The following is a 14418-nucleotide window of genomic DNA, read 5'->3' as shown; positions in this document are numbered from 1 at the left end:
TTTGCCAAATAAACTCCCGCCGGAGGCGCCCGCCGTTTCCGCAAGAACGAAAGCCTGATCTGATGCTGCGCCGTTTGCACCCTGACCAACCGACAAGCTTTGCCTTCACCCCTGCCAACCAGGCCTGGGCCGAAGCGCAGATCACGAAATACCCCGAAGGCCGTCAGGCCAGCGCGATCATCCCTTTGCTGTGGCGTGCGCAGGAACAGGAAGGCTGGCTGAGCCGCCCTGCGATCGAACATGTCTCTGAAATGCTGGGCATGGCCTATATCCGCGGGCTCGAGGTCGCGACATTCTACTTTATGTTCCAGCTTCAGCCTGTGGGCGAGGTCGCGCATTTCCAGATTTGCGGCACGACATCCTGCATGATCTGCGGGGCCGAAGACCTGATCGAGGTCTGCAAGGAACGCATCGCGCCCAAGGCACATCAGATCAGTGAAGACGGCAAATTCTCTTGGGAAGAAGTCGAATGTCTGGGTGCCTGTTCGAACGCGCCGATGGCGCAGATCGGCAAGGACTATTACGAAGATCTGACCGTCGACGGCTTCCGGGCCATGATCGACGAGATGGCGGCGGGGCAGGTGCCTGTGCCCGGCCCGCAGAACGGGCGCTATGCCTCTGAACCGCTGTCCGGGTTGACCAGTCTCACCGATCACGACAGCGGCAAGACACAATACAACGCCAGCGCGCAGCTGGCCGTGGACATCGGCGACACGCTCAAGCGCATCGATGGTACCGAAGTGCCGCTGACGGCACCCTGGCAGGGTAAAGATGCTGCAGACAGCGCCGGTTCTGACAAGGAACAGCCTGTTGCGCGCGATGACAATATGCCACCCGAAGGCCCTGACGGTGCCCAAGGCGGTCGTACCGCCGCAGAGGAAGACGCACCACGTGATGTGGGCGATGCCTCGGATCAACGCTCCGAAGCACCGGGGGAGGCTGACGGCACCGAAGCTGTGGGCAAACCCGAAGCAGGCAGCGTCGCACCCGGCGATCCGGCCCCTGCGCCCAAAGCCTCGACCGCGGGCACCAAAAAAGCATCGGTTGCAAAATCTGCAGAGGCCAATGCGGATGCGGCAGCCACCAAGCCCAAGACGCTGGATGCCCCCGAAGGCGGCGCGGCGGATGACCTCAAGATGATCAAGGGCATCGGTCCCAAGCTCGAAGCGCTGGTGAACAAGATGGGCTTTTACCACTTTAGCCAGATCGCTGACTGGGGCCCGAACGAGGTATCTTGGGTGGATCAGAACCTCGAAGGTTTCAAGGGTCGCGTGACCCGCGACAACTGGGTCGAGCAGGCGAAAAAGCTTGCTGCTGGTGAAGAAACAGAATTCTCGTCGCGCGCCACAAAAGATGGTATCTATAACACATAATAGATCATCTTGAATGGCGAACGAAGGGACGGACATGACTGATTTGACGCAAAAAGAGCAATGCAAACGCGGTTGCATGCGGTGGGGGGCGGGGGTCGGCCTTGTCCTCGCGTTGCTATTTTGGCTGGTTTTCGGCTGGGGCTTTATCGCCTCCCTGTTCCTTGGAATCATACTGGGGCTTGTGACCTTTGTGGTCCTGTCCAAATTCATGTGCGGGTCGCTTGGGGATGAGCCTATGCAGACGGCCAGCACTCCTGCGGCGGCTGCGGCCCCTGCAACGGCGGCCACAACCCAGGCGGCCAGCGCCGCACCAACCAGCGACGCCGAGGTAGAGCCTGAGCCGACGCTGGAGGCGGAACCCGCTGCCACCGAAACGGTAGAGACTCGCCCCGAAGACACGACCGGCGGTCAGGCAAAGGCCGATGTCGGCGGTGCCGCGTCAGAGGCGACAGCGGGCACCTCGCCGGCAGCCAAAGACGAACCCGCCGCTTTCTCGGGGATCAAGCCCACGGCCAAACTGAAGGGCCAAGAGGAACTCGCTGCGCGCAAGGGCAGCTACAAATACGAAGCCCCCGCAGCCGAGCCTGCAAAGGCCAAGGCGGCTCCGGCTCCTGCGCCCGTGCCCGAAGCGGCGGCGGAGCCTGTCGCCTCTATCCCGGAACCAACGCCGGCTGAAACACCGCAGGCACCGGCCACCGTCAAGGGTGCTACCTCGACCCGTTCGGGGATCGCGGATATTCCAGCGGGTACTGTGGAAAGCAGCCCCGAAACGCTAGACCAGCCGCGCGCTGGCGGTGCCGATAACCTCAAGCTTATCAGTGGGGTAGGGCCGAAACTTGAACAAACGCTGAATGAGCTGGGGATCTATCACTTTGATCAGATCGCCAAATGGACCGCGGCTGAAATCGCTTGGGTTGATGCCCGCGTGCGGTTCAAAGGCCGTATTCAACGTGATGACTGGATGGCGCAGGCCAAAACCCTCGCCTCCGGTGGAGAGACCGAATTCTCCACTCGTAGTAAAAAGACCTGAGCCTGACATGGATGCCGTGTGATGACAGATAAGGTAGAAATCGCGCTGGCCCGTAAGGGCCGGATGGTCGGCCTTGTCATTGCCGGCACCATGTTGCTTTGGATCGCGGCGCAATGGCTTGCGCCGCAGTTCGGCTTGCCCGGACGCTATGCGCTGCTGTTCGACTTTGCCGCGCTGGCAGCCCTGATCTGGGCGATGGTCAATATATATCAGATGAGGCGGGCCCGCGCGGCCAGCCGTGACACATAAAGGTTAGCTTCATGCTTCAGGATCAAGACCGCATCTTTACCAATATCTACGGTATGCACGACCGCACGCTGAAAGGCGCGCAGGCGCGTGGCCATTGGGATGGCACGGCGGGCATCCTCAAGAACGGGCGCGACTGGATCATCGACCAGATGAAAGCCTCGGGGCTGCGGGGCCGTGGCGGTGCGGGCTTCCCCACCGGTCTCAAGTGGTCCTTCATGCCCAAGGAAAGCGACGGTCGCCCCAGCTATCTGGTGGTGAACGCCGATGAATCCGAGCCCGGCACCTGCAAAGACCGCGAGATCATGCGCCACGATCCGCACACGCTGATCGAGGGCTGCCTGATCGCAAGCTTCGCGATGAATGCCAATGCTTGCTACATCTACATCCGCGGCGAATACATCCGCGAGCGCGAAGCGCTGCAAGCCGCGATCGACGAGGCCTATGACGCGGGGCTTGTGGGCAAGAATGCCTGCAAATCCGGCTATGATTTCGACATCTATCTGCACCACGGGGCAGGTGCCTATATCTGTGGCGAGGAAACCGCGCTGCTGGAAAGCCTTGAGGGCAAAAAAGGCATGCCGCGGATGAAGCCGCCGTTCCCTGCGGGGGCCGGTCTTTATGGCTGCCCGACCACGGTGAACAACGTGGAATCCATCGCGGTGGTCCCAACGATCCTGCGTCGCGGTCCAGAATGGTTTTCAAGCTTTGGCCGTCCGAACAATGCGGGCACCAAGCTGTTTGCGATCTCGGGCCATGTGAATAATCCTTGCGTCGTCGAAGAAGCGATGAGCATCACCTTTGAAGAGCTGATCGAAAAGCATTGCGGCGGTATCCGTGGCGGGTGGGACAACCTCAAGGCTGTGATCCCCGGCGGGTCGTCGGTGCCGATGATCCCCGGTGCGCAGATGCGCGACGCGATCATGGATTTCGACTACCTGCGCGAGCAACGCTCGGGCCTGGGGACGGCCGCGGTCATCGTGATGGATAACTCCACCGATGTGATCAAGGCGATCTGGCGTCTGGCGAAGTTCTACAAGCACGAATCCTGTGGTCAGTGTACGCCATGCCGCGAAGGCACGGGCTGGATGATGCGCGTGATGGACCGTTTGGTGCGCGGCGATGCGGAGCCCGAAGAAATCGACATGCTGCTCGACGTGACCAAGCAGGTCGAAGGCCACACGATCTGCGCCCTTGGGGATGCAGCGGCGTGGCCCATTCAGGGTCTGATCCGTCACTTCCGCGACGAGATCGAGGATCGAATCAAGCACAAACGCACCGGCCGCGTCAGCGCCGTCGCGGCGGAGTAAGCTTTGATGGAAAGCTTTGCCGCCTATAGCCACGCGCTGACTGCTTTGGCTTTTTGGGCCATTCTGATCAGTGTCCTTGGCGCGCTCTCTACCATGGGGCGCACGCCAGAGGGGCGCTGCGATTGCGGCAAGCCCAAGCGGAACTACGACGATGTGGTCTATCGCCGCGAACGCGCGTTCATGAACGCGATAGAGGCGTCGGGTCCGTTTCTGGCATCGACGCTTGCGGCGGTACTGCTTGGCGCGCCTGTGTTCTGGGTGAACCTGTTTGCGGCGCTATTCGTGGTGGTGCGGGTCGCGATGGCCGTGGTGCATATCGGGACGACCAACCAGCCGATGCGGTCGCTGTTCTTTATGCTGGGGCTGGTCTGTATTCTGGCCTTGGCGGTCCTGGCGATTTTCGCAGCCTTCTGAGGCACGACTGAAGAACGATAGCTTTCACCCGTTGATCGGGCAGGGGGCTGCACAAAAAGACGGGTCCGGCCACACCGGCAGAGTGAGGGAAGATGAAGCAGATTGTTCTATTTTGTATAACGGCCGCGGTCTTGGCTGGCTGTACCGCCCGCGAAGACCGTCTGGCCTTTGATGGTAAATATTTCCGCACCAAGCTAAGCAAAGTCGACGGGCAACGCGATGTCTTTACCCTGCGGGTGCGCAATGCGTCGCAGTCGATCAACGGTGCCCGCGAAGCGGCGCGCTATGAAGCGACGGTTTATTGTGTGACCAACTATGGCAGTTCGGATATCAAATGGGTCGTGGGGCCGGACACCCCGCCCGAGAATTTGCGCCTTGTGGACGACGCTTTGACGTTTCAGGGGGCTTGCCCTTCCTGACCGTTTGCGCGACATACCGCTGGCAAATGGCTGATCCGGAGATGTTATTGAATAACATCGGGGTCAGTTCCCATGTGTAGCAAGGGGCAGTCCGCCCCGCTACATGAGGAGAGTAAGATGCGTAACGTATTGATCGCCGTAACAACCGTGGCCTTGATGGCCAGCCCTGTCGCCGCAAAGCCGCCGCTGCGTGATGTACCGGCTGTTGATGATGCGCTGCTTGATCTTGGACTGGCCGACCGGATTCGCAAAGAATGCCCCGATATCTCGGCCCGTATGATCCGCGCGCTCAGCTATTTGAACAATGTGCACAATACGGCGAAATCTTTGGGCTATACGTCGGACGAAATTGACGCCTACCGCAAAAGCGATGCTGAAAAGGCGCGCATGAAGGCCCGTGGGGCAGCATATTTAAAGGCGAAGGGGGTCGATACTTCGGACCCGCAAAGCTATTGTGCGTTAGGGCGTGCAGAAATCCAAAAATCGAGCCGGATCGGTTCGTTACTGAGAGCGAAATAAGCATATGAGCGATACCCGCAAGATCATCATTGACGGCAAGGAAGTCGAAGTCGAAGGGGCGATGACGCTCATTCAGGCGTGCGAGGAAGCAGGGGTGGAAATTCCGCGTTTCTGTTACCATGAACGTCTGTCGATTGCCGGTAACTGCCGGATGTGTCTTGTGGAGGTCGTGGGCGGCCCACCCAAGCCTGCGGCGTCCTGCGCCATGCAGGTGCGTGACTTGCGTCCTGGCCCAGAGGGCCAGCCGCCTGTCGTCAAAACCAATTCGCCCATGGTAAAAAAGGCCCGCGAGGGGGTCATGGAATTCCTGCTGATCAACCACCCGCTTGATTGCCCGATCTGCGATCAGGGTGGCGAGTGTGACCTTCAGGATCAGGCGATGGCTTACGGCGTCGACTTCAGCCGCTACCGCGAGCCGAAGCGCGCGACCGAAGATCTGGATCTGGGTCCATTGGTCGAAACCCATATGACGCGCTGCATTTCCTGCACCCGCTGTGTGCGCTTCACCACCGAGGTCGCGGGTATTCACCAGATGGGCCAGACCGGCCGTGGTGAAGACGCCGAGATTACAGCCTATCTGGGGCAGACGCTCGATTCGAACCTGCAGGGCAATATCATTGATCTGTGCCCCGTGGGGGCGCTGGTCTCGAAACCCTATGCTTTCACCGCACGGCCGTGGGAACTGTCAAAGACCGAATCGATCGACGTGATGGATGCGCTTGGGTCGAACATCCGTGTGGATACCAAAGGCCGCGAAGTCATGCGCTTCTTGCCGCGCAACCATGATGGCGTGAACGAGGAATGGATTTCCGATAAAACCCGTTTCGTCTGGGACGGACTGCGCCGCCAGCGTCTGGACACGCCCTATATTCGTGAAAACGGAAAATTGCGCAAAGCTGACTGGCCCGAAGCATTGGCCGCTGCCGCTGCTGCGATGAAGGGTAAGAAAGTCGCCGGTCTGATCGGTGACCTTGCCTCGGTCGAGGCGACATATGCGTTGAAACAACTGATCGAGGGGCAGGGCGGCGTTGTCGAATGCCGGACCGATGGCGCGAAGCTGCCTGCGGGCAACCGTTCGGGCTATGTCGGGACCGCCAGGGTCGAAGATCTGGATCACGCGCAAGCCGTGATGCTGATCGGCGCGAACCCCGCAGTGGAAGCACCGGTGCTGAACGCCCGTATCCGCAAGGCGTGGACCCGCGGCGCGGATGTGGCGCTGATGGGCCCAGCGGTCGATCTGACCTACGATTACGATCATCTGGGCGACAGCCCGTCGCTGCTGAATGACCTGCTGAAAAAGGACCACGCCGACATTGCCGAGAAATCCTCGGTCATCGTTGTGGGCATGGGGGCCTTGGCGCGCGAAGACGGGGCAGAGGTTCTGGCCGCTGCCATGGCGCTGGCCGAGGCGACGCAATCCGGCTTTATGGTCTTGCACACTGCCGCATCCCGTGTGGGTGCGATGGACGTCGGTGCCGTTGCCGAAAATGGCATCAACGATGTGCTGGCCGCCGATGTGATCTATAACCTTGGCGCCGATGAGGGCGACATTCCTGCTGGCCCCTTCGTGATCTATCAAGGCTCGCACGGGGATCGCGGCGCGCACCGTGCCGATATCATCCTGCCCGGTGCCGCCTATACGGAAGAGGGCGGTTTGTTCGTCAATACCGAAGGCCGTCCGCAGCTTGCCGCGCGCGCCAGCTTTGCTCCCGGTCAGGCCAAGGAAAACTGGGCCATCCTGCGCGCGCTGAGTGCCGAGCTGGATGCCAAGCTGCCATTCGATTCGCTTGCGGCATTGCGCAAGGCGCTGGTCGCTGATGTCCCGCATCTGGGAAATATCGATCAGGTCGCTGAAAACGCATGGCAGCCGGTGGCCACAGGCGATCTGGGCGACAGCCCATTGCGCTTTGCGATTGCCGATTTTTACCTGTCCAACCCCATCGCCCGCGCCAGCCAGTTGATGGCAGAGCTTTCGGCCAACGCCAAAGCCCGCCGCGAAAAACCACTGGCGGCGGAGTGAGGATTTTGGGGATGATGTTGCCTTTGGTTCTGGGTGCCTGCGAGACGCAAGCGCCCATGGCCGAAGATTTCATTCCCGAGTATCGCGGTGTTGAAACCAAACTGCTGGACGGGGATCTTGTCCAGTTCGACGTGGCGATGACCAAAGCACAGTCATCCGAGAATGTAGCGGAATACGCGGAATGTGCCGCGGCGCGCTATACTTTGATCCGGGGCTTTGGTTTTGCCCGCCACGTGCGTACAAATGTTGAGATCGAGGGTGGTGTCTGGCACGCAGATGCTGTTTACACCATCTCGCCGAGCCTGCCTGCGGGCTTGAAGACAATAGATGCTGAAGTGACCGTGCAGAACTGCATGGAAAAAGGCATACCGACGGTGTGAGGACCTATGGCTGACTTCTTTTTCAACACCACGCTGGGGACGATCCTGCTGATTATTGGCCAGATTTTCCTTGTTGTGATTCCCCTGCTTCTTGCCCTTGCGTTCCTGATGTACGCCGACCGGAAAATCTGGGCGTCGGTACAGCTGCGCCGCGGCCCGAACGTTGTAGGCATCTACGGTCTGCTGCAATCCTTTGCGGATTTCGCAAAATACATCGTCAAAGAGGTGGTCGTGCCCGCCGGTGCGGACCGCGCCGTGTTCTTCATGGCCCCGATGGTCACATTGGTTATGGCGCTGGTTGCCTGGGCGGTGATCCCGTTCAACGACGGTTGGGTTCTGTCGAACATCAACGTTGCGATCCTTTATGTCTTCGCGATCTCGTCGCTTGAAGTCTATGGCGTGATCATGGGCGGGTGGGCGTCAAACTCCAAATACCCGTTTCTGGGCTCGCTGCGCTCTGCCGCGCAGATGATCTCTTACGAGGTGTCGATCGGTCTGATCATCATCGGCGTCGTCATCAGCTCTGGCTCGTTGAACTTTGGGGACATCGTGCTGTCGCAAAGCGGCGACTACGGTCTGCTGAACTGGTACTGGCTACCGCACTTCCCGATGCTGATCCTGTTCTTCATCTCGGCGCTGGCCGAAACCAACCGCCCGCCGTTCGACCTTCCCGAAGCGGAATCGGAACTGGTTGCAGGGTATCAGGTCGAATATTCCTCCACGCCCTTCTTGCTGTTCATGATCGGTGAACTGGTCGCCGTGGTGCTGATGTGCGCGCTGATCTCGCTGATGTTCTTTGGCGGTTGGCTGTCGCCGATCCCCGGCCTGCCGGACGGCATCTTCTGGATGGTCGCCAAAATGGGGCTGGTGTTCTTCTTCTTCTCGTTGGTTAAGGCGATCACCCCGCGGTACCGCTATGACCAGCTGATGCGTCTGGGATGGAAAGTGTTCCTGCCATTCAGCCTGTTCTGGGTTGTCTTCGTATCCTTCGCCGCGAAATTCGATTGGTTCTGGGGTATCTATGCCCGTTGGACAGTAGGGGGCTGATATGGCTAACACCGACTATACCCGTCACGCGAAATACTTCCTGCTGCAGGATTTCTATCAAGGCTTGAAGCTGGGCATTAAGTATATGTTCAAGCCCAAGGCGACGATCAACTACCCGCACGAAAAGGGCCCGCTCAGCCCTCGGTTCCGTGGGGAGCACGCCCTGCGCCGCTATCCCAACGGGGAAGAGCGTTGCATCGCGTGCAAACTGTGCGAAGCGGTGTGCCCGGCACAGGCGATCACGATCGACGCGGAACCGCGCGATGACGGCAGCCGCCGCACCACGCGCTACGACATCGACATGACCAAATGCATTTATTGCGGTTTTTGTCAGGAAGCCTGCCCGGTTGACGCGATTGTCGAGGGGCCGAACTTTGAATTCTCGACCGAGACCCGCGAAGAGCTGTTCTATGACAAGGCCAAGCTACTGGACAACGGCGAACGCTGGGAAGCTGAAATCGCGCGCAATCTTGAACTGGACGCGCCGTACCGATGACTGACAGCCAGAACCCTTTTGAAGAGATGATGCGTCAGATGCAGGATATGGCCAAAGCCTTTCCTGCAATGGATGCGTTTTCCCCCAAAGGGTTCGAGGCGATGATGGGCAAGATGCCCAAAGACATGATGGAAACGTTTTTTGGCAATACGATGAACCCCAACGGGTTGGATGCCAAAACACGGATGTTGCTGACGATTTCGGGGCTGACCATGCAGGGTGCCCAGAATGACGTGGCGCTGCGTCAGGCCGTGATCCACGCGGTAGAGGCAGGGGCCCACAAGCAGCAAGTGATAGAGACGATCGGGCAGATGGCGGTTTTCGCCGGCATCCCCGCCATGACCCGCGCAATGGAAATCGCGCAGGGTGTTTTGGATGACAAGGAAGGTGACGCATGAGCGTTTTCGCATTTTACCTCTTCGCGATCAGCGTGATCGCTGGCGGGCTGTTCACTGTGATCAGCCGCAACCCCGTGCATTCGGTGCTGTGGTTGATCCTGTCCTTCCTCAGCGCGGCGGGGCTTTTCGTGCTGCTCAACGCCGAATTCGTCGCGATGCTGCTGATCATTGTCTATGTCGGCGCGGTCGCGGTTCTGTTCCTGTTTGTTGTCATGATGCTTGATGTCGATTTCGCCGAGCTGAAGGCCGAAATGGCGCGCTATATGCCGCTGGCCCTGCTGATCGGTCTGGTGATCCTGATGCAATTCGTGATGGCGTTCGGCGCGTGGGATGCGAACTCTGCCGCCGAGGGGCTGCGCACGCAGGTGATCACCGACGAGGTGCATAATACCGCCGCATTGGGCCTGATCCTTTATGATCAATACTTCCTGCTGTTCCAGCTGTCGGGTCTGATCCTGCTGGTCGCGATGATCGGGGCGATTGTGCTGACGCTGCGCCACCGTGCGGATGTGAAACGCCAGAATGTGGTCGATCAGATGATGCGCGATCCGAAGCTGGCGATGAAACTGAATGATGTGAAACCCGGGCAGGGCCTTTAAGCGGCCTGCCCAATCAAGGATGTGATCCATGTCACGTAATACAATTGTGGTGCTTGTCGTGGTTTTGATCGTGGTCGTGGGCGGCTACAGCATTTTCTAGGTGCGACGGGATCGGGATGGAAACATCTCGCGACAAGAACTAAAGAACGCCTGAAACGGGCAAAAGAACCGAGGGACGACATGATCGGAATTGAACATTACCTGACAGTAGCGGCGACGCTGTTTGTCATTGGCATTTTCGGGCTATTCCTGAACCGCAAGAACATCATCATCATGTTGATGTCGATCGAGCTTATGCTCTTGGCGGTGAACATCAACTTTGTCGCCTTCTCCTATTATCTGGGTGATTTGGTGGGGCAGGTGTTCACGCTGTTCGTCCTGACCGTCGCTGCGGCAGAGGCCGCAATCGGGCTGGCCATTCTGGTCTGCTTCTTCCGCAATCGGGGTACGATCGCGGTTGAAGATGTCAACGTGATGAAGGGCTAAGATCATGGAAACGATCATTCTTTTCGCACCACTTGTCGGTGCATTGATCTGTGGTTTCGGCTGGAAGCTGATCGGGGAGAAGACCGGCCAATATGTGGCAACGGGTCTACTGTTCCTCGCGGCGCTGCTCAGCTGGATCGTGTTCCTTTCGTTTGACGGTGAAACACAGCACATCCAGATCCTGCGCTGGATCGAAAGCGGCAGCCTGTCGACCGATTGGGCGATCCGCCTCGACCGTCTGACCGCGATCATGCTGATCGTGATCACCACGGTCTCCAGCCTCGTGCATCTCTATTCCTTCGGCTACATGGCCCACGACGAGAATTTCTCGGACGCGGAGCCCTATCGCGCCCGTTTCTTCGCCTATCTGTCATTCTTCACCTTCGCGATGCTGATGCTCGTGACATCTAACAACCTTGTGCAGATGTTCTTTGGCTGGGAAGGCGTGGGCGTCGCATCCTATCTGCTGATCGGCTTCTACTATAAGAAGCCCTCGGCGAATGCGGCAGCGATCAAGGCGTTTGTGGTCAACCGTGTCGGTGACTTCGGCTTTGCGCTTGGTATCTTTGGCCTGTTCTATCTGACCGACTCGATCAAGTTCGACGATGTCTTCGCCGCAACACCCGAACTGGCGGAAACAACCGTTGGTTTCCTTTGGGCGGACTGGAACGCCGCGAACCTGATCGCGATCCTGCTGTTCGTCGGTGCGATGGGTAAATCGGCGCAGCTCTTCCTGCACACATGGTTGCCCGACGCGATGGAAGGCCCGACGCCTGTGTCGGCGCTGATCCACGCCGCGACGATGGTGACGGCCGGTGTTTTCCTTGTCTGCCGCATGTCTCCGTTGATGGAGGTCGCCCCCGAGGCAATGACATTCGTCACCTTCCTTGGGGCCACCACCGCCTTTGTCGCCGCGACCATCGGTCTGGTGCAGAACGACATCAAACGCGTCATCGCCTATTCGACCATGTCGCAGCTTGGGTATATGTTCGTGGCCGCTGGCGTTGGCATGTATTCTGCCGCGATGTTCCACCTGTTCACCCACGCGTTCTTCAAGGCGATGTTGTTCTTGGGGGCGGGGTCGGTGATTCACGCGATGCACCACGAGCAGGACATGCGTAACTATGGCGCGCTCCGTAAGAAAATCCCCTATACGTTCTGGGCGATGATGATCGGTACGCTGGCCATTACCGGTGTCGGTATTCCGTTGACGCATTTTGGCTTCGCGGGCTTCCTGTCCAAGGATGCGATCATCGAAAGCGCTTGGGGTGGCGGGTCCATGTATGGCTTCTGGATGCTGGTGATCGCGGCTGCGATGACAAGCTTCTACAGCTGGCGGCTGATGTTCCTGACCTTCTTTGGCAAGGCGCGCGGCGACAAGCATACCCATGACCACGCACATGAAAGCCCGATGGTCATGCTGGTGCCGCTTGGCGTGCTGAGCCTTGGCGCGATCTTTGCGGGTATGATCTGGTACAACAGCTTCTTTGGCCACGCCGAGGATGTGGGCGAGTTCTATGGCATCCCCATGGCCGAGATGGCCGCCGGTGGTGAAACCCATGTTGAAGGGGCGGAAGACAGCCACGCCGACGCAGGTGACCACGCTGAAGACGGCCACGGTGCCGACGCCGGTCACCACGGTCCCGCCTTCGCCGGTGCACCGGGCGAGGGGGCATTGTATATCGCACCCGACAACCACGTTCTGGACGACGCCCACGCCGCACCGGCATGGGTCAAGGTCAGCCCGTTCATCGCGATGGTCTTTGGCCTTGTGATGGCCCTGTGGTTCTACATCTGGAACCCGACCCTGCCGTCGCGTCTGGCGGCGAACCAACGGCCGCTTTATCTGTTCTTGTTGAACAAGTGGTATTTCGACGAGCTGTATAACGTGATCTTCGTCAAACCCGCGATGGCCGTCGGTCGCTTCTTCTGGAAGCGCGGGGACGGCAATGTGATCGACGGCACGCTGAACGGTGTCGCTATGGGGATCATCCCGTTCCTCACCCGACTGGCAGGGCGCGCGCAGTCCGGCTATATCTTTACCTACGCCTTTGCCATGGTGATCGGCATCGCGGTCCTTGTGACCTGGATGACGATGAGCGGGGGGGCACACTAATGGATCATCACTTGCTTTCCATCATTACCTTCATGCCCAGCTTTGCGGCGCTTATTCTGGCTGTGTTCCTGCGGGGCGATGACGCCGCAGCGGGGCGCAATGCAAAGTGGCTCGCACTGATTACGACGACGGTCACCTTCCTGATCTCGCTGTTCATCCTGTTCGACTTCGACCCGTCCAACACCGGGTTCCAGTTCGTCGACGAGGCGCAGTGGCTGATGGGCCTGAAATATCGCCTGGGCGTTGACGGGATTTCGATCCTTTTCGTGATGCTGACCACCTTTATGATGCCACTGGTCATTGCCGCCAGCTGGAACGTAGAGACGCGGGTCAAGGAATATATGATCGCCTTCCTGCTGCTGGAAACGCTGATGCTCGGCGTGTTCATGGCGCTGGATCTGGTGCTCTTCTATCTCTTCTTCGAAGCAGGTCTGATCCCGATGTTCCTGATCATCGGCATCTGGGGCGGGGCGAACCGCATTTACGCTTCGTTCAAGTTCTTCCTCTACACCTTCCTCGGGTCCGTCCTGATGCTGGTGGCGATGGTGATGATGTACGCGGATGCCGGCACAACCTGTATTGGCGGATGCGAGGTCAGCTTGCTGACCCATACCTTTGCCTCCGACAGCTTCTCGATTGCGGGGATCACCGTGGTCGGCGGGCTGCAGACCATGATGTTCCTGGCGTTCTTTGCGAGCTTTGCGGTGAAAATGCCGATGTGGCCGGTGCACACATGGTTGCCTGACGCACACGTTCAGGCCCCGACAGCCGGTTCCGTGGTGCTGGCGGCGATCCTGCTGAAAATGGGCGGCTACGGCTTCTTGCGCTTCTCGGTGCCGATGTTCCCCGTGGGGGCAGATGTGATGGCCCCGCTGGTGCTGTGGATGTCGGCGATCGCGATTGTCTATACCTCGCTGGTGGCGCTGGTGCAGGAAGACATGAAAAAGCTCATCGCCTATTCCTCGGTCGCGCATATGGGTTTCGTGACCATGGGTATCTTTACCTTTAACCAGCAGGGGCTGGATGGCGCGATCTTCCAGATGATCAGCCACGGCTTCATCTCGGCGGCGTTGTTCCTGTGTGTGGGCGTGATCTATGACCGGATGCACACCCGCGAGATTGACGCCTATGGCGGTCTGGTGAACCGGATGCCTGCCTATGCGCTGGTGTTCATGTTCTTCACCATGGCCAACGTCGGTCTGCCGGGGACATCGGGCTTTGTCGGGGAATTCCTGACGCTGATGGGGACCTTCCAGGTGAACACCTGGGTTGCGGCGGTAGCTACCTCCGGGGTGATCTTCTCGGCGGCCTATGCGCTGTGGCTCTATCGCCGCGTGGTGATGGGCGATCTGATCAAGGAAAGCCTGCGCACCATCACGGACATGTCGCGCCGCGAACGCTGGATCTTTGCCCCGCTGGTGGCAATGACGTTGCTGTTGGGTGTCTACCCGGCGCTGGTGCTCGACATGATCGGGCCTTCGGTTGCCGCCCTTGTTGATAGCTATGATACGGCCCTGGAGGCGGCAGGTGCCGCTGTCCAGACGGCCTCAGAATAAAGGACCGCG

Annotated in this window: 16 protein-coding genes; all 16 read left to right on the top strand. The window is 59.2% G+C overall.

Translation table 11 applies throughout. The features are described 5' to 3' along the window. Positions 1-62: 62 nt before the first annotated feature. Positions 63-1373: an NADH-quinone oxidoreductase subunit E gene (locus tag ABM428_RS10890; protein ID WP_132997273.1), complete on the top strand. Its 1311-nt coding sequence runs from the start codon at positions 63-65 to the stop codon at positions 1371-1373. Positions 1374-1386: 13 nt separating this feature from the next. Further along, a complete protein-coding gene (locus tag ABM428_RS10885) occupies positions 1387-2403 on the top strand; it encodes an endonuclease (RefSeq protein WP_132997272.1) in 1017 nt (338 codons plus the stop codon). 21 nt (positions 2404-2424) lie between these two features. Continuing rightward, positions 2425-2652 (top strand): DUF5337 domain-containing protein, encoded by a 228-nt coding sequence (locus tag ABM428_RS10880; RefSeq protein ID WP_132997271.1) that lies wholly within the window; start codon positions 2425-2427, stop codon positions 2650-2652. Positions 2653-2663: 11 nt separating this feature from the next. Beyond that, complete coding sequence (gene nuoF, locus ABM428_RS10875) at positions 2664-3959, top strand: NADH-quinone oxidoreductase subunit NuoF (RefSeq protein ID WP_009824861.1); 1296 nt, start codon at positions 2664-2666, stop codon at positions 3957-3959. 6 nt (positions 3960-3965) lie between these two features. Continuing rightward, positions 3966-4373, top strand: coding sequence for an MAPEG family protein (locus ABM428_RS10870; protein ID WP_037944459.1), 408 nt, complete (start codon positions 3966-3968; stop codon positions 4371-4373). Positions 4374-4504: 131 nt separating this feature from the next. Next, positions 4505-4792, top strand: a complete 288-nt coding sequence (locus ABM428_RS10865) for a hypothetical protein (RefSeq protein ID WP_009824859.1) — start codon at positions 4505-4507, stop codon at positions 4790-4792. Positions 4793-4909: 117 nt separating this feature from the next. Further along, complete coding sequence (locus tag ABM428_RS10860; protein ID WP_005853978.1) at positions 4910-5311, top strand: DUF5333 domain-containing protein; 402 nt, start codon at positions 4910-4912, stop codon at positions 5309-5311. A 4-nt stretch (positions 5312-5315) separates the two neighbouring features. Next, positions 5316-7331: an NADH-quinone oxidoreductase subunit NuoG gene (gene nuoG, locus ABM428_RS10855; protein WP_353627930.1), complete on the top strand. Its 2016-nt coding sequence runs from the start codon at positions 5316-5318 to the stop codon at positions 7329-7331. Between the two features lie 11 nt (positions 7332-7342). Further along, positions 7343-7711 (top strand): hypothetical protein, encoded by a 369-nt coding sequence (locus ABM428_RS10850; RefSeq protein WP_005853975.1) that lies wholly within the window; start codon positions 7343-7345, stop codon positions 7709-7711. A 6-nt stretch (positions 7712-7717) separates the two neighbouring features. Continuing rightward, entirely contained in the window at positions 7718-8758 is a 1041-nt protein-coding gene (nuoH, locus tag ABM428_RS10845) for an NADH-quinone oxidoreductase subunit NuoH (RefSeq protein WP_005853973.1), read from the top strand. Between the two features lies 1 nt (position 8759). Then, a complete protein-coding gene (gene nuoI / locus ABM428_RS10840) occupies positions 8760-9254 on the top strand; it encodes an NADH-quinone oxidoreductase subunit NuoI (RefSeq protein WP_005853971.1) in 495 nt (164 codons plus the stop codon). Continuing rightward, positions 9251-9652 carry a carboxymuconolactone decarboxylase family protein gene (locus ABM428_RS10835; RefSeq protein WP_005853969.1) on the top strand — a complete coding sequence of 134 codons (402 nt, stop codon included), beginning with the start codon at positions 9251-9253 and terminating at the stop codon, positions 9650-9652. The genes nuoI and ABM428_RS10835 overlap by 4 nt, the downstream gene beginning before the upstream one ends. Continuing rightward, positions 9649-10251, top strand: a complete 603-nt coding sequence (locus tag ABM428_RS10830; RefSeq protein WP_005853967.1) for an NADH-quinone oxidoreductase subunit J — start codon at positions 9649-9651, stop codon at positions 10249-10251. The genes ABM428_RS10835 and ABM428_RS10830 overlap by 4 nt, the downstream gene beginning before the upstream one ends. Before the next feature lie 180 nt (positions 10252-10431). Further along, positions 10432-10737, top strand: coding sequence for an NADH-quinone oxidoreductase subunit NuoK (gene nuoK / locus ABM428_RS10825; protein WP_005853964.1), 306 nt, complete (start codon positions 10432-10434; stop codon positions 10735-10737). A gap of 4 nt (positions 10738-10741) precedes the next feature. Beyond that, positions 10742-12853, top strand: a complete 2112-nt coding sequence (nuoL, locus tag ABM428_RS10820) for an NADH-quinone oxidoreductase subunit L (RefSeq protein WP_353627929.1) — start codon at positions 10742-10744, stop codon at positions 12851-12853. Continuing rightward, complete coding sequence (locus ABM428_RS10815; RefSeq protein WP_009824853.1) at positions 12853-14409, top strand: NADH-quinone oxidoreductase subunit M; 1557 nt, start codon at positions 12853-12855, stop codon at positions 14407-14409. Before nuoL ends, ABM428_RS10815 begins: the two co-directional genes overlap by 1 nt. Positions 14410-14418 lie beyond the last annotated feature (9 nt).

This window comes from Sulfitobacter sp. TCYB15 (assembly GCF_040435955.1).
Lineage (GTDB): Bacteria > Pseudomonadota > Alphaproteobacteria > Rhodobacterales > Rhodobacteraceae > Sulfitobacter > Sulfitobacter pontiacus.
The sequence above is the reverse complement of the archived record's forward strand: the minus strand, read 5'-3'. Positions and strand labels throughout refer to the sequence as shown.

What these genes read in the sequence shown, in the direction of transcription:
- nuoL (WP_353627929.1), top strand. Translation starts at nt 10,742, where the DNA reads ATGGAAACGATCATTCTTTTCGCACCACTTGTCGGTGCATTGATCTGT.
- ABM428_RS10830 (WP_005853967.1), top strand. Translation starts at nt 9,649, where the DNA reads ATGAGCGTTTTCGCATTTTACCTCTTCGCGATCAGCGTGATCGCTGGC.
- ABM428_RS10815 (WP_009824853.1), top strand. Translation starts at nt 12,853, where the DNA reads ATGGATCATCACTTGCTTTCCATCATTACCTTCATGCCCAGCTTTGCG.
- ABM428_RS10860 (WP_005853978.1), top strand. Translation starts at nt 4,910, where the DNA reads ATGCGTAACGTATTGATCGCCGTAACAACCGTGGCCTTGATGGCCAGC.
- ABM428_RS10885 (WP_132997272.1), top strand. Translation starts at nt 1,387, where the DNA reads ATGGCGAACGAAGGGACGGACATGACTGATTTGACGCAAAAAGAGCAA.
- nuoG (WP_353627930.1), top strand. Translation starts at nt 5,316, where the DNA reads ATGAGCGATACCCGCAAGATCATCATTGACGGCAAGGAAGTCGAAGTC.
- nuoK (WP_005853964.1), top strand. Translation starts at nt 10,432, where the DNA reads ATGATCGGAATTGAACATTACCTGACAGTAGCGGCGACGCTGTTTGTC.
- nuoF (WP_009824861.1), top strand. Translation starts at nt 2,664, where the DNA reads ATGCTTCAGGATCAAGACCGCATCTTTACCAATATCTACGGTATGCAC.
- nuoI (WP_005853971.1), top strand. Translation starts at nt 8,760, where the DNA reads ATGGCTAACACCGACTATACCCGTCACGCGAAATACTTCCTGCTGCAG.
- ABM428_RS10870 (WP_037944459.1), top strand. Translation starts at nt 3,966, where the DNA reads ATGGAAAGCTTTGCCGCCTATAGCCACGCGCTGACTGCTTTGGCTTTT.
- ABM428_RS10835 (WP_005853969.1), top strand. Translation starts at nt 9,251, where the DNA reads ATGACTGACAGCCAGAACCCTTTTGAAGAGATGATGCGTCAGATGCAG.
- ABM428_RS10850 (WP_005853975.1), top strand. Translation starts at nt 7,343, where the DNA reads ATGATGTTGCCTTTGGTTCTGGGTGCCTGCGAGACGCAAGCGCCCATG.
- nuoH (WP_005853973.1), top strand. Translation starts at nt 7,718, where the DNA reads ATGGCTGACTTCTTTTTCAACACCACGCTGGGGACGATCCTGCTGATT.
- ABM428_RS10880 (WP_132997271.1), top strand. Translation starts at nt 2,425, where the DNA reads ATGACAGATAAGGTAGAAATCGCGCTGGCCCGTAAGGGCCGGATGGTC.
- ABM428_RS10890 (WP_132997273.1), top strand. Translation starts at nt 63, where the DNA reads ATGCTGCGCCGTTTGCACCCTGACCAACCGACAAGCTTTGCCTTCACC.